Source organism: Nonomuraea sp. NPDC050556 (assembly GCF_044457355.1).
In the GTDB taxonomy this organism is placed as follows: Bacteria; Actinomycetota; Actinomycetes; order Streptosporangiales; family Streptosporangiaceae; genus Nonomuraea.
The window spans coordinates 450,808-464,276 of the sequence record NZ_JBITGU010000004.1 but is presented as its reverse complement, the minus strand read 5'-3'; the positions used below and the strand labels follow the sequence as shown (position 1 = coordinate 464,276).

At 71.8% G+C, this 13,469-nt stretch carries 12 protein-coding genes; 8 read left to right on the top strand and 4 right to left on the bottom strand.

Annotated elements, in window-relative coordinates:
* Nucleotide 1: 1 nt before the first annotated feature.
* The 3 genes from ACIBG8_RS39320 (at nt 2) to ACIBG8_RS39310 (ending at nt 2,909) form a co-directional block, all read left to right on the top strand.
* Nucleotides 2–1,144 carry a cytochrome P450 gene (locus ACIBG8_RS39320; RefSeq protein WP_397348299.1) on the top strand — a complete coding sequence of 381 codons (1,143 nt, stop codon included), beginning with the start codon at nt 2–4 and terminating at the stop codon, nt 1,142–1,144.
* On the top strand, nt 1,141–2,103 hold the full coding sequence (locus ACIBG8_RS39315) for a methyltransferase (protein WP_397348298.1): 963 nt from the start codon (nt 1,141–1,143) through the stop codon (nt 2,101–2,103). Before ACIBG8_RS39320 ends, ACIBG8_RS39315 begins: the two co-directional genes overlap by 4 nt.
* 107 nt (nt 2,104–2,210) lie before the next feature.
* Nucleotides 2,211–2,909 (top strand): DNA-binding response regulator, encoded by a 699-nt coding sequence (locus tag ACIBG8_RS39310; RefSeq protein WP_397348297.1) that lies wholly within the window; start codon nt 2,211–2,213, stop codon nt 2,907–2,909.
* Here the strand turns inward: ACIBG8_RS39310 and ACIBG8_RS39305 are convergent.
* The 4 genes from ACIBG8_RS39305 to ACIBG8_RS39290 form a co-directional block, all read right to left on the bottom strand.
* Nucleotides 2,869–4,170, bottom strand: coding sequence for an NAD(P)/FAD-dependent oxidoreductase (locus ACIBG8_RS39305; RefSeq protein ID WP_397348296.1), 1,302 nt, complete (start codon nt 4,168–4,170; stop codon nt 2,869–2,871). The two genes, ACIBG8_RS39310 and ACIBG8_RS39305, sit on opposite strands and share 41 nt — an antisense overlap.
* Complete coding sequence (locus tag ACIBG8_RS39300) at nt 4,167–4,448, bottom strand: PqqD family protein (RefSeq protein WP_397348295.1); 282 nt, start codon at nt 4,446–4,448, stop codon at nt 4,167–4,169. The genes ACIBG8_RS39305 and ACIBG8_RS39300 overlap by 4 nt, the downstream gene beginning before the upstream one ends.
* A 12-nt stretch (nt 4,449–4,460) precedes the next feature.
* On the bottom strand, nt 4,461–5,891 hold the full coding sequence (stsB, locus tag ACIBG8_RS39295) for a StsB family radical SAM/SPASM domain sactipeptide maturase (RefSeq protein ID WP_397348294.1): 1,431 nt from the start codon (nt 5,889–5,891) through the stop codon (nt 4,461–4,463).
* Nucleotides 5,892–5,962: 71 nt separating this feature from the next.
* Nucleotides 5,963–6,211: a StsA-related sactipeptide RiPP gene (locus ACIBG8_RS39290; RefSeq protein ID WP_397348293.1), complete on the bottom strand. Its 249-nt coding sequence runs from the start codon at nt 6,209–6,211 to the stop codon at nt 5,963–5,965.
* Between the two features lie 142 nt (nt 6,212–6,353).
* On the opposite strand from ACIBG8_RS39290, the gene ACIBG8_RS39285 reads away from it, so the two are divergent.
* The 5 genes from ACIBG8_RS39285 (at nt 6,354) to ACIBG8_RS39265 (ending at nt 13,343) form a co-directional block, all read left to right on the top strand.
* Nucleotides 6,354–6,536 carry an aroma-sacti cluster domain-containing protein gene (locus ACIBG8_RS39285; protein ID WP_397348292.1) on the top strand — a complete coding sequence of 61 codons (183 nt, stop codon included), beginning with the start codon at nt 6,354–6,356 and terminating at the stop codon, nt 6,534–6,536.
* Nucleotides 6,533–9,391: an AAA family ATPase gene (locus ACIBG8_RS39280; protein WP_397348291.1), complete on the top strand. Its 2,859-nt coding sequence runs from the start codon at nt 6,533–6,535 to the stop codon at nt 9,389–9,391. Before ACIBG8_RS39285 ends, ACIBG8_RS39280 begins: the two co-directional genes overlap by 4 nt.
* The gene (locus ACIBG8_RS39275) at nt 9,388–10,239 is read left to right on the top strand and encodes a S8 family serine peptidase (protein WP_397348290.1); all 852 of its coding nucleotides are present in this window, start codon (nt 9,388–9,390) and stop codon (nt 10,237–10,239) included. The genes ACIBG8_RS39280 and ACIBG8_RS39275 overlap by 4 nt, the downstream gene beginning before the upstream one ends.
* The gene (locus ACIBG8_RS39270) at nt 10,229–10,813 is read left to right on the top strand and encodes a GAF domain-containing protein (protein WP_397348289.1); all 585 of its coding nucleotides are present in this window, start codon (nt 10,229–10,231) and stop codon (nt 10,811–10,813) included. The genes ACIBG8_RS39275 and ACIBG8_RS39270 overlap by 11 nt, the downstream gene beginning before the upstream one ends.
* Before the next feature lie 121 nt (nt 10,814–10,934).
* Complete coding sequence (locus ACIBG8_RS39265; RefSeq protein ID WP_397348288.1) at nt 10,935–13,343, top strand: LuxR C-terminal-related transcriptional regulator; 2,409 nt, start codon at nt 10,935–10,937, stop codon at nt 13,341–13,343.
* Nucleotides 13,344–13,469 lie beyond the last annotated feature (126 nt).

Genomic DNA, 13,469 nt, shown 5'->3' with positions numbered 1-13,469 from the left:
GGTGTTCGACCTGTCCAGCCCCGACCCGCACGCCCTGTTCCACCGGATGCGCGAGCAGGCGCCCGTACACCGGCAGGGACGCGGGTTCTGGTACCTGACCAGGTATGACGACGTGCAGCGCGCCCTGCTCGACCCGGACGTCGGCCGCCAGCTCGATCGGCTGCCGCCGGAGCTGGCGGCGCGCCACCGCCACGGTGACCCCCTGGCGATGGTGCGGCGCAACGTGTTCAACCTCGACCCGCCCGACCACACCAGGCTGCGGCGGCTGCTCGCGCCCGCGTTCGGCCCGCGCACGGTCGCGGTGCTCGACCGACGCATCCACGAGGTGGTCGGCGAGCTGGTCGGCGGCCTCTCCGGCGAGGCGGACGGGATCGCGGACCTGGCGCTGCCGCTGCCGCTGCTGATCGTGGCCGACCTGCTCGGCTTCCCCGCGGCGGACGGCGCCCGGCTGCGCGCGTGGAGCGACGCCATGCTGCGCAGCGGCAACCCCGCCCGGGTGCGCGCCTCGGGGATGGAGTTCCTCGCCTACGTCGAGGAGCGGCTGAAGGAACCTGGCGACGGGTTGCTCGCGCGTCTGGTCAAGGCGGAGGACATCAGCCACCATGAGGTCGTGTCGAGCGCCTTCCAGCTGCTGTTCGCCGGGGACGAGACGACGGTCAACCTCATCGGCAACGCCGTACTCGAGCTCCTGCGCCACCCTGGCCAACTGCGGCGCCTGCGCGAACGGCCAGAGCTGATCGACTCGGCGGTCGAGGAGGTCATCAGGTTCAACGGGCCGGTCGGGCACTCCAGGCCGCTCTACGCGCTGGCCGACGTCAGGTTCGGCGCGACCGTGGTGCCGCGCGGCGACGTCGTCGTCCCCGTGCTGCTGGCCGCCAACCGCGACCCGGCCGTGTTCCCCTCGCCGGACGTGTTCGACATCGCGCGCAGCCCGAACAGGCACCTCGGCTTCGGGCACGGCATCCACTTCTGCCTCGGTGCGGCCCTGGCCAGGCTGCAGGCGCGGGCCGCCGTCGGGGCGCTGGTGCGCCGCTTCCCCGGCCTGTCGCTGGCCGTGGACCCCGGCGAGCTGGAGTGGACGCCCGACCTGTTCCTGCACGGTGTCCGCAGCCTGCCGCTGCGGCTGGGAGGTGCCCGATCGTGAACCTGTCCGGGATGGCGTACGGCTACGCCACGTCGCAGATCATCTACGCCGCCGTCCGCCTCGGGCTGCCCGAGCTGCTCGCCGGGCGGGCGGTGTTCTTCGGCGACCTCGTCAAGGACACCGGGTGCGACGAGCGGTCGCTCGACCGGCTGGTGCGCGCCCTGGTCATGCTGGGCGTGGCGCGCGAGATGGCGCCCGGCGTGCTCACGCTGACCCCAGCGGGGCAGCCGCTGCGCGCCGACCACCCGCGGTCGATGCGCTCCAGCGTGCTGCTGCTCGGCGACCCTGCGACGTGGCAGGCGTGGGGCGCGCTGACGCACAGCGTGCGCACGGGCGAGGCGGCGTGGGAGCACGTGCACGGCAAGCCGCTCTTCGACTACCTGGGCGGCCACCCCGAGCTGTCCCGCGTCTTCAACGAGGCCATGCGCGAGGGCACCGGGTGGGTCGCGGCCGAGCTGCCCAAGGTGTACGACTTCAGCGGGGTGGGGACCGTGGTCGACGTCGGCGGCGGGAACGGCGCGCTGCTGTCGGCCGTCCTCGCCGCGGCGCCCGGCGCGCACGGCGTCCTCTTCGACACGGCGGACGGCGTCGCAGGGGCGGCCGGGCCGTTCCAGGTGGTGACGGGCGACTTCTTCGCCGCCGTCCCCCCGGGCGACGTGATGCTGCTCAAGGGGGTCCTGCACGACTGGGACGACGCGCGCTGCACCGCCATCCTGCGCAACTGCCGCAGGTCGATCGCGCCAGACGGGCGGCTGCTCGTCCTGGAGCCGGTGGTCGGCTCGCGGCCCGACGCGGGCGCAGTCATGAGCGACCTCGCCATGCTCGTCTACACCGGCGGCTGGGAACGCACCAGAGCCGAGTTCGAGGAGTTGCTGGACGGCGCCGGGTTCGTCCTGACCGAGGTCACGGCGCCCCTGGCGGGCTCGGCGACCAGGGTGCTCGTCGCCGTCCCCGGCTGATTGAGTACCTGGGCCTCCAGGCTGTCGGCGTGAGTAGCCCCCCTGCTCTGGTGGGGCGGCGGGCTGGCGCGCATAGTGTGCCGGTTCCGTTAACTTCCTCGACTCGGATGGTCAGGTTGCTTCAAGCGGGTGACTCGAGCTCCGCGGGCGAGGCGATGCCCGCTCTGCGCGTCGTGGTCGGCGAGCCGGACCGGGTGACGCGCGCCAAGCTCAGAGGCGTCCTGCACATGGGCAACGGCATCTACGTGGTGGGGGAGGCCAGCGCCGCGCAGCGGCTGAGCGACCTCGTCGTCAGGCACCGGCCCAGGGTGGTCGTGATGAACACCGCGCTCACCCTCGCCGCGCACGCCAGGAGCAGGACGCGGGTGGTTCTGGTCTCCTCGGAACTGGACGAGGAGCTGCTCGGGCGGGCGCTGTGCGAGGGCGCTGGCGGGTTCGTGCACCGCGACTCGCTGTTCGAGGAGATCGTCCAGGCGATCCGGCTGGTCGCCGCCGGGCACACGTTCATCTCCTGCTCGATGATCACGCGGCTGCGCGACAGGATCGCCGCGGTCACGACCGGGGTCGACCACCAGCTCGCCGAGCTGACCAGGCGGGAGGCCGAGGTGCTCGCGCTGGTCGCGGCCGGGCTGTCGAACGCGGGGATCGCCGACAAGCTGGGCATCGGCACGGGAACGGTCCGCTCGCACCTGGCGCGCATCCTCGCCAAGCTGTCGGCGGCGAACCGGGCGCACGCGGTCGGTATCGCCTACGAGTCCGGGTTCATCACCGGTGGATCGCTCCACCGGCAGCGGCGACCCGGCTGAGCGCCGGATACTGCCCGATCGCCTCCTCCGCGGTGAGGAGCGGGTCCTGGTCGCCGGTCATCGCGCGGAACATCGCTTCGCCGTCCGGCTCGCCGGCTTCGAGGAGGGTCTGTGCGCGGAACATCCTTTCCGCCAGCTCTGGGCTGCTCAGCGCGGCTCTGGAGACTCTGGTGCGTACCTGCTGCTGGAAGGGGGTGGCCGGGCCGCCTCCCGCGTCCTGCCTCGTGGCCATCCGCCAGGAGAGCTCGGCCTCCTCGGCCATCGCGGACTGGAGGTCCGTTCCGCCCCTGGCCAGCTCCCTGTCCAGCCGTTCCGCGCCGAGCGCGGCCACGGACATGCCGTGGGAGTAGACGGGGTTGACCGCCACGGCCGCGTCGCCGATCACCACGAAGCCGGACGGCAGGCGGGCGCGCTCGTAGTAGCGCCGCCTGTTGGCCGTGTCGCGGTACGGCCGCACGCCGCCCAGGGGCGTCGCGGCGGCCATGAGGTCGGCCACGATGGGGTCGGGCAGCGAGCGGGCGAACTCCTCGAAACCGGCCACGGTCGCGGGTGGCTCCGCGCCTCTGGTGCCGGTGAGCGTGACGATCCACCGGTCGCCCTCGATGGGGAACACGGTCGCCCCCCTGGCGGGGCGTGGGTGCAGCATGACGGCGGGGATCTCGGAGAGCGGCGCCCGGTAGACGCGGGTGGAGTAGGCCAGGCCAGAGGAGACGGTCACCTCCTCGATCTCGGGGCCGCCGAGTTCGGCCAGCCACGCGCGGGCCTTCGAACGCCGTCCCGTCGCGTCGACGACGAGGTCGGCCTCGATCTTGTCGCTGGGGTCGAGCACGACACCCGTGACCCGGTCGGCGTCCCCGGTGAGGCCCAGCGCCCGCGTGCCCGTGCGGACCTGCACGCGGGCCCGCTCGCGCACCACGTGGTCCAGGAGGCCCCTGCTGCACGAGATCAGGTACGCCTCGGTGTCCAGGCGGTGGAACCAGCCCTCACCCGCCAGGATCAGCGCGTCGCCGGGCAGGCCGCGCAACTGGGCGCCCCCGGCGTACAACGCCTGGAGGGTGCCGGGGAGCAGCCGCTCCAGCGCCCGCGCGCCCCCGGCCACCAGCACGTGGCTGTGGTGCGACTGCGGCAGCCCGCGCCGCGGCCCGGGACCGGCCGGGTAGCGGTCGCCCTCGACCACGACGACCTCGTCCACGTGCCTGGCGAGCACGGTGGCGGCCAGCACGCCGGCGAAGCCGCCACCGAGCACGACCGCCCTGGTCATGAACGGGCGGTCTCTTCGATCAGACCGTCGTCGATCATGGTGCAGAGGAAGTCGCGCACGTCGAGCAGGATGCGCCCGCTCAGCGCGAGGTTGCCGCCGGCGAACTCGTGCGACAACTTCGCGACGATCGGCTCCCGCTCCCCGTCGCTCGCGACGAGCGCCCAGATCCTGGACCCCGTCTCGTTCAGGGTGCGGAAGTCCCCGGTTTCCGTGTGATACAGCGAGATGCCCTCGGCGGTCTCCTGCCAGATCACCGCGTCACTGATCCGGAGCGACACGCTCCACCTCCTCTAGACCGGCGTGATGGAAAGCGTCCTGGGCGACGGCGGGACATAGGTCTTCCAGTCGTCGTAGACAGGGTGGATCTCGTCGTTGGACAGCAGCCTGGGCGTCGTCATCTCGGCGTCCATCTTGGCCAGCTCGGCGGGGTCGGCCCCGGCCTCCAGCCACAGCTGGGTGACCACGCCGTGCCGCAGGATCCGGCACTGGTGGCGGCTGTTGCGCCGCAGGTCCAGCGACTCCGACATGTGGGCGGCACGGCAGCCCCCGCCGCAGGAGGCCTTGATGTAGCACTTGGCGCAGTCGGCGTGGTAGTCGCCGCCGAACACCGAGCTGTTGCGCATCCCGCTCAGCACCGGGCTGGCGAAGACCTCGGCCAGCGTCTGCCGCCTGACGTTGCCCGCGTAGTGCGCGCGCCCGGTGACGAGCTTGCACGGGTAGACGTCGCCCAGTGAGTTGACGTAGATCTCGTTGCCGCCCATCCCGCAGTTGGCCCGTACGGAGCACCGCGTCAGCGGCTTCGGCCCGTCAGGACGCAGCTTGCCCGCCGCGGGAGAGGTCCAGGCGATCTGCTGGATCTTCAGGTGGTCCTCCCACCCGAAGTCGAACTCGTCGGTCACGCCCCTGCCCAGGTTGTTGTGGTACATCAGCCGGATGCTGTGCACCTCGAGCCCGTCCATGAAGGTGGCGAACTGCTCAAGCTCGTCGACGTTGTCCGAGGTCACGATGTGGTTGATCTTCGGGACGACGCCGGCCTCGTTGAGCAGTTGGAGCGCCTTGTGGGTCTTGGCGAACGCGCCCTCGCCCCTGGTGCGGTCGTGCGTCTCGGCCGTGCCGCCGTCGACGCTGATCGTGACGTCGCCGAACAGCTCCTTGAAGCGGCGCGCCTGCTCCGGCTTCCTGATCATCGTCGCGTTGGTGACGATGTTGGACTTCAGCCCGCTGTTGTTGGCGTGCTCGACGATCTGGAACAGGTCCTTGCGCAGCATGGGCTCGCCACCGGTGAAGATGATCATCTTGGCGCCGATCTCGGCGACCTGGGTGACGAGGCTGAGCGACTCCTCGGTGTTCATCTCGCCGGGCAGGCACTTCTCCGACGAGGCGTAGCAGTAGGGGCAGCGCAGGTTGCAGCCGTCGGTGATGGCGTAGTAGACCTGCCGCAGCGTCGGCTCGGTGACGCCCACGGCCGGGCGGAAGCCGTTGTAGTAGACGATCCAGTTGAGGATCAGCTTGGCGAGGGTCCGCTCCGTCTCCGGGGTCTCCTCGAGGGCGTGCGCCTCGGGGTGGGCCAGGGCCTCGAGGACGCGGAACTCCTGCGGACCGAGCAGGCACCGGCCACCGACCTGCGGGTTGACGACCAGGTAGTCGGCCTCGTGGACGAAGTAGGTGAGATCTTCCGGTACGTCGAACAACGAGCGCGTTCTGGTCAGCTTCCCGGACATCGGTTCCCCTTGACGCTCTGCGGCAGATGCGACCCCGGGCAGACAGGGTCGCACCCGCATGCCGATCGGACTTAGTCTGCGCCGGACCCGGAGCCGGACCAGGCGCCGCACATGCACTTCGCGTCGGCGTCGAGGCCGTGCACCTCTACCTCGGGCGTGGCCCACATCTGGGGCAGGCTGGCGGGGATCCGGTCCTTGAGTGAGATGAGCAGATCGACTTCCTCCCTGGTCAAGGTGGCGAAAGCCTCCTCGACTTCTGCGGCGAGCGGGGTGTTGAACACCCCGGCCTCGCGCAGAGCTTCCCTCGGATCGAAGGTCATGCCTTCACCTCTCTATCTGATGGGATGCGTTGCAGGTCGAGTATGGGCTGGCGGTCAGCGGGTCGGACAACCCCACAAACGTGGGCGATATCCACACAAATGTGGGGTTCCACCGGCTTCGTGCGCGCGTGACGCTGGACGCATGACGTTCGACGCACTGGACAGGCTGCGTGCCGCAGGGCACCCGATCGACCTGCTCGACGAGCGGCAGCGGCGGGTGTTCGCCGAACTCTCCGAGAACGAGGTCGCGCTCCTGAACACCATCAAGAAGCGGCTGGACGACGCGGCGGGCGAGGTCGAAGGACAGGAGCTCAAGCTCGTATGAGGCCCGCCCGGCGCAACGTCGTGGTCCTCTTCATCGACATCGTCGGGTCGACGGAGCTGGCCGAGCGGCTCGACCCCGAGCTGCTCCTGCGCATCCTGGAGGGCTACTACGACGCCTGCAGGACGGCGATCTTCGAGCACGGCGGCGTCGTGGAGAAGTACATCGGCGACGCCATCATGGCCGTCTTCGGGGTGCCCGTCAGCAGGGAGGACGACGCGCTGCGCGCCGTCCTCGCGGCCGACGCCGCCATGTCGGCCGTGCACCGGCTCAACGCCGAGATCGCGCTGGACGCCCACTGCGGCATCGCCTACGGCGAGGTGATCGTGGTCAGCGTCTCGGACTCCGACGTGCGCATCGTCGGCGACACCGTCAACACCGCCGCCCGCCTGCAGTCCGCAGCGGGCGACGGCGAGATCCTGCTCGGCGAGGGCGTCGCCCGGCAGGTCATGCAGCACGCGGTGCTCGCCGGCGTGCCGCCGCTCACGCTCAAGGGCAAACGCGACCCCGTGCCCGCCTGGCGCCTGGTCGCCGTCGAGCCCGACCGGCCCGAGCAGGAGGCGGACACGACCCTGATGGTCGACCGCGACGTGGAGCTGTCCCAGCTCACCAGCCTGTACGAGCGGATCGTGGCCGAGCGGCGCTGCGGCATAGCGACGCTGCTCGGCGTGCCGGGCATCGGCAAGTCCCGGCTGGTCAGGGAGTTCCTCCAGCGGCTGCCCGGCGACGTGACCGTCCTGAGCGGCAGGTGCCCCTCCTTCGGGATCGGCGCCACCTACCGGCCGATCGCCGAGATGCTCGCCGCGCTCGACGGCCGCTGGCCGGACCTCGCCGCAGCCGTTGGCCCGGACAGCGAGCGGGCGCTGCGCGGGCTGGCCGACCACGGGATCGCGGAGATCGCGCAGGCCGTGCGGACGCTGTTCGAGGTGCTCGCCGAGCGTCAGCCGCTGGTCGTGGTCGTCGACAACCTCCAGTGGGCCGAGCCGACACTGCTCGACCTGGTCGAGGACTGCGCGTCGTGGCTGGCCGACGTGCCGGTGCTGCTCGTCTGCGTGGCCAGGCCGGAGCTGTACGAGAACCGCCCCTCGTGGGGCGGGGGCGTGGTGTGCGCGATGTCGCTGGAGCTCGGGCCGCTGGGCCGTACGGACATGGAACGGCTCGTGGCCTCGCGCGCCGACGTCGTCGCCCACGGCGACGACACCGACCTCGGCCGGGTGATCCGCGCGGCGGACGGCAACCCGCTCTTCGCCGAGCTGATGCTGGAGACGTCCGCCTCGCTGCCGCCGACCATCCAGGCGCTGCTCGGGGCCAGGCTCGACCGGCTGGGTACGGCGGAGCGCGACACGCTCGAACGGGCGGCGACGGCCGGGCAGACCTTCACAGCCGGGCAGGTGGAGCTGCTGCTCGGCGAGCAGGCGGGCGTGCCGCTGCGCAGGCTGCAGCGCGAGCGGCTGATCAGGCGCGGCGCCGTCCCCGGCTCCTACGAGTTCACCCAGACCCTCACCAGGGAGACCGTCTACGCGCTGACCAGCAAGGAGGCGCGGGCGGGCTGGCACCTGCAGCTCGCCGACTTCTTCCCCGTCTCCGCCTCGGGCGAGGTCAGCCAGCACCTGCTGGCCGCCTGCCGGTTCACCAGGGAGGTGCGGCCGGGCGACCCGCTCCTGGGCGAGCTGACCGACCGCGCGGCCGAGTCGCTGATCAGGGACGGCGGGCAGGCGCTGCACCGCAGGGACCTCCCGGCCGCGATCGCGCTGCTGGAGCACGGGCGCGACATCCTCCCCGCGGGCCGCGGCGAGCACCGCCGGCTGGCCGTACGCATCAGTGACGCGGAGCTGGCGCGCGGCGAGAGCGCCAGGGCGGCGCGCGCGCTCGACCGCGCCGAGGAGCTGCTGCCCGGCGACCAGCCGACCAGGCTCACCTGCGCGATCCAGCGGGAGATGCTCGCCTTCCGCTCCGGCGTTCGTACGCCGCTCCTCGACCCGCTGCGCGAGCAGCTCGCCGACGATCTGAGCCGGTGCCGCTTCCACCAGCTCGAAGCGCTGGTCCACACCGGCGACGGCCGGTTCGGCGCGGCCGACAGGGCGCTGCGCGAGGGGCTGGTCAGTGCTCGGGCGATGGGCGACCAGTACGAGGAGGACCGGCTGCTCGGCGGGCTGTGCGAGCTGGTCCAGTGGTCGCCCACCCCGGTGCGCGAGGGGCTGGATCTGTGCGCGGGGCTGCTGGAGCGGTTCTCCTGCGACCGCGCGCTGCTGGTGCCCGTGCTCGTCACCCGGGCCCGCCTGCTCGCCCTCGGCGGCGACGTCGACCAGGCCCGCGCGACGCTCGACACCGCCGGTGGATATGCCGACGACCTGCACCTCGACCTGCCCGCCATCGCCGTCACCCAGGTACGCGGGCTGGTGGAGTCGCTGGACGGCAACCATTCCGGGTCCAGGACCCTCTTCCTCCAGGCGGCGGCCGCCCTGCGCGCGGCGGGACACGGCGCGCCCGCCAGCACCCTGGAGGTCTACGCCGCGCGCGAGGCCCTCAGGCAGGGGGACGTACGGCAGGCGGCGGCCGAGCTGACCAGCGGTGAAGGATTCCGCGCGGAACTGGTCGCCATGGTCACCGCCGCCTCCATCGCCTCCCTGGACGGTGCTCACGATGAGGCGATGGCCGGAGCGGACCGGGCGGTGGCGCTGCTCGACTCGACCGACGACCCGTGCCTGCACGGCGACGTGCTGTTCGAGGCGGCGCGCATCCACCGCGCGTCGGGACGCCAGGCGGACGTCCTCGCCCGCCGGGCGCTGGACGCCTACCTGGGCAAGGGCGCCGGCCTGCCCGCACGCAAGGTCCACGACTGGATGGGGCAGCCATGACCACACCCCCCTGGCGCAGGGAGCAGCGCACCCAGTTCCCCGGCGTACCGGCCTGGGGGACGGTCACCACCAAGCAGGAGCCCTTCTCCGTCAGCCCGCTCGCCGAGGTGACCAAGGAGTGGGCGTGGGGCGGCGCGGACGGCACGGGCGTGCGCGTGTGCGTGGTCGACACCGGCGTCGACGCGGGCCACCCGCAGATCGGCGGCCTCGACCGGTCGCTCCAGGTCGCCGACGGCGCGGTCGTCGAATGCCAGCCGGCCGACCCGGCCGGGCACGGCACGGCCTGCGCCGGCGTGATCCGGTCGATCGCCCCCGGCGCCGCGCTCACCTCGCTGCGCGTGCTCAACGACGGCAAGTACGGCACGGGGGACGCGCTCATGACCGGGCTCGCCTGGGCCATCGAGGAGGGCTTCGACCTGGTCAACCTCAGCCTGTCCACCACGCGGTCCACCTTCAGGGAGTCGCTGCACGAGCTGGCCGACCGCGCCTACTTCCGGCGCTGCCTCCTCGTCGCCGCCGCGCACAACATGCCGGTGCTCAGCTTCCCGTGGACGTTCTCCTCCGTCGTGTCCGTGGCCAGCCACGACGAGTCCGACTCCATGACGTACTACTACAACCCGGCCCCACCGGCCGAGTTCCACGCGCGCGGCGTCAAGGTGCCCGTCGCGTGGGCGGGCGGCCGGGTCATCCGCAGCACGGGCAACAGCTTCGCCGCACCCCACATCACCGGTATCTGCGCGCTCATCCTGAGCAAGCACCCGTGGCTCACGCCGTTCCAGCTGAAAACGGTCCTCTACCTGGCCGCGGACAACACCATGACCCACAACGGAGAGGCTCATGTCCCCTGACGACATCGACGGCACGGAACGCAGGCTGCTGCAGTCCATCGTCGAGGTGGCGCGTCACATGTTCGGCGCGGCCGCCTCCTCCATCTTCCTCGTGGACCCGGACACCGGCGACCTCGTCTTCGAAGCCGTCTCCGGCGAGGGGGAGAAGGAACTCGTCGGCAGCCGCTTCCCCATGGGAACCGGGATAGCGGGCTGGGTCGCCGCCAGCGGCCAGCCCATGGTCGCCGACGACGTGTCGGCTGTTTCGCAGTTCGCCCAGGACGCGGCGGAGTCCACCGGATACGTGCCGCGGACCATCATGGCCGCGCCGCTCATCCGGTTCGAGGAGTGCGTCGGCGTCCTGGAGGTGCTGGACCGCGGGGAGTCGCGCAGCGACCTGGACGACATGGAGCTCCTCGGGCTGTTCGCCACCCAGGCGGCCTGCGGGCTCGAACTCCTCCTGCGCGTGCGCCGCGAACCCGTCGTCGATCCCTCGGCGCTGCTGCGGCGCATCGGCGAGCGGCTGCCGCGCTCCCGGCCCGGCTCGCCCGCCGTACGGCTGCTCGCCATAGCGGACGAACTGCTCGGACCCTGACTATTGGCGTATCCCCTTCGCTCGGAGAAGATCTTCGAGGGATGAACGGTCGAGAGTTGCCCTTGACCAAACCGGTCAAGTCGGCGCCGTATTGACTGTGACGACATCCTGAAGGGACACCATGGGAGACGCCTGGCCGCTCATCGGACGCGCCGCGGAGCTCCGTACCATCACGGAGGCGGCGGCGCGGCCGGATACCGGGGGCGTGGTCATCGTCGGACCGCCGGGCGTGGGCAGGACCCGCCTGGCGAGGGAGGCGGTCGCCAGGCTCGACGGCCCGGTCTCCTGGGCGACCGGCACGCGCGCGGCGGGAACCATCGCCTTGGGCGCGCTGCTGCACCTCGGGCCCTCCTTCGGGGAGATCGTGGAACGATTCAGCGCGGGCTCGGTGCTGGTCGTGGACGACACCCACCTGCTCGACAGCGCGTCCGCGGCGCTCGTGCACCAGCTCGCCGTCCACACCGGGACCTTCGTGCTCCTCACCGTGCGCCAGGGGCGGGCCACGCCCGACGTGGTGACGGCGCTGTGGAAGGAGCGGGTGGCGCAGCGGGTCGACCTGCTGCCGCTCGGCGACGACGACGTCGACACGCTGCTCGAACGCGGGCTCGGCGGCCCGCTCGACGCCGTCACCCGGCGCACCCTGCGCCGCCTGTCCGCGGGCAACCCGCTGGTGCTGCACGAACTCGTCCAGTCGGGGCTCGACGGGGCGGCGCTGCGTCGCGTCGACGGGCTCTGGCACCTGGACGGGCAGCTCCAGGTCACCGGGCGGCTCGGCGACCTCGTCGAGGCGCAGATGCAGGTCGACGATCCGGGCGTGCTCGCCGTACTCGAGGTGCTGGCCTGCAAGGAGCCGCTCGCCCAGCCCTTCCTGGAGGGGATCACCGGGCACTCGGCCGTCGTGCGGGCGGAACGCCGCGGGCTCGTCGTCGTCGAACCGTCGGGGGCGCGGCTCACCATCCCCGCGTACGGGGAGGTCATCCGGGCCAGGATGCCGCGCGCGCGGGCCCGCGCCATCTGGGAACGGCTCGGCGGGTCGCTCGACTCCGTCGACCTCGCGTTGTGGCGGCCCGACGCGTCGGCGCAGGAACTGCTGGCCGGTGCCCAGCAGGCTGCCGACCGGCAGGAGCTGGGGGTGGCGGAACGGCTGGCTGTCGCCGCCCTGCCCCTCGGCGGGGCGGACGCCAACCTCATGCTGGCCGAGGTGCTCGTTCTCCAGGGCAGGTACGGCGAAGCCGCGAAGGTGCTGCCCGCGTCCGGGGACTGTTCCGACGCGGACCGCGCCGACATGCTCCGCGAACGCATCTCCTATTGGCAGCACGCCGTGGTCGGCTCGGGGGACGGGCCAGGGGCGTTGTCGGTGCGTACCTGGACGATGCTCCTCGAAGGCCACGTCGCGCAGTCACTGACCATGGGTACGGCGTTGCTGGCCAGGCCGCACCTCCCCGCGCGTGCCATGAAGTGGGCGGCGACCGCGGTCGTGATCGGGGCTGGGCTCGTCGGCGACATGGACCGTCATGACGATCCCGCTGCACGGTGCCTGGCCCTCATGTTGTGCGGCGCCTTGGAAGCAGGCGCGGCAGCCGCCGAGACCGCCTATGCGGAAGCCGTGGAGAGGCGGACGGCGCAGCAGGTCGGCATGTGGGCCGCGATCCGCGGGGCCCTCGCCAGGGCGCAGGGCAGGGTGAAGGTGGCGCAGCAGTCGTTGCGTGAGGCTGTCGTGCTGCTGGACGGGCATGATCCGTTGCGGTTGCGTCGGGTCTACCTGTCGGAACTGGCCGCGACGCACGCGATGGCGGGGGACACCGTACAGGCGGAGGCCTGGTTGAACCGGATGGACGCCTGTCCTGCTCCGCCGGGGGTGCTCTTCGACCCGTGGATCGAACGCAACCGCGCGTGGGTGATAGCCGCGACCCTCGACCTGCCTGGTGCGGCGGCGCGGGCTTTGGGTGCGGCGAAGACCGCGCGGGCTTTGGGGGCGCCGATGATCGAGGCGTTGGCTCTGTTCGACGCGGCCCGCTTCGGCGCGGCGGCTGAGGTCCGCGAGCGCTTGTCGGACCTGGCATCGACCAGCACCCTTCCCGTCACGGCAGCCTTCGCGACCGTGGCGGGCGCACTGGCCCACGACGACGCCCACCAGCTGGGGTTGTCTGCCGAAACCCTGCACGACGCGGGCTATCTGTTACCCGCCGCCGAAGCCGCTGCCACCGCGTACCGCCTGCACATCCGAGCGGGCCGCCGCACGTTGGCCAAGAACACGTTGGTCCGCGCCCGGGAACTGCTGACCGAATGTGGTGGCGCCAGAACCCCGTTGACGATGCTGACCGGCAGCGAAGCCTCGTTGACTCCGCGAGAACTGCAGGTGGCGAAGCTGATAGCGGCAGGCTTGTCCGGCCGGGCAGTGGCCAACCGCCTGGGCCTGTCCTTACGCACGGTGAACAACCACTTGGGCAGGGTCTACGCCAAACTCGGCGTCTCCGGCCGCCACTCCCTCAGCCAAATCCTCAACCACCCCCCACCCCCCTCCGCTTAGGCCCACCCTTGATCCCACTCGGGCTGACCACCTCTGGCAGTCCCCCTCCGTGCGCGGCTACCCTTCGCTTTCTCTCACTGGCCGAATTCCTGCTGCACCGGTCAGCCCCACGTCCGTAGGGTGTGC

Coding starts and splice junctions, on each gene's coding strand:
- ACIBG8_RS39305 (WP_397348296.1), bottom strand. CDS start 4,170: ATGACCAGGGCGGTCGTGCTCGGTGGCGGCTTCGCCGGCGTGCTGGCC.
- ACIBG8_RS39280 (WP_397348291.1), top strand. CDS start 6,533: ATGAGGCCCGCCCGGCGCAACGTCGTGGTCCTCTTCATCGACATCGTC.
- ACIBG8_RS39290 (WP_397348293.1), bottom strand. CDS start 6,211: ATGACCTTCGATCCGAGGGAAGCTCTGCGCGAGGCCGGGGTGTTCAAC.
- ACIBG8_RS39310 (WP_397348297.1), top strand. CDS start 2,211: ATGGTCAGGTTGCTTCAAGCGGGTGACTCGAGCTCCGCGGGCGAGGCG.
- stsB (WP_397348294.1), bottom strand. CDS start 5,891: ATGTCCGGGAAGCTGACCAGAACGCGCTCGTTGTTCGACGTACCGGAA.
- ACIBG8_RS39270 (WP_397348289.1), top strand. CDS start 10,229: ATGTCCCCTGACGACATCGACGGCACGGAACGCAGGCTGCTGCAGTCC.
- ACIBG8_RS39285 (WP_397348292.1), top strand. CDS start 6,354: ATGACGTTCGACGCACTGGACAGGCTGCGTGCCGCAGGGCACCCGATC.
- ACIBG8_RS39275 (WP_397348290.1), top strand. CDS start 9,388: ATGACCACACCCCCCTGGCGCAGGGAGCAGCGCACCCAGTTCCCCGGC.
- ACIBG8_RS39265 (WP_397348288.1), top strand. CDS start 10,935: ATGGGAGACGCCTGGCCGCTCATCGGACGCGCCGCGGAGCTCCGTACC.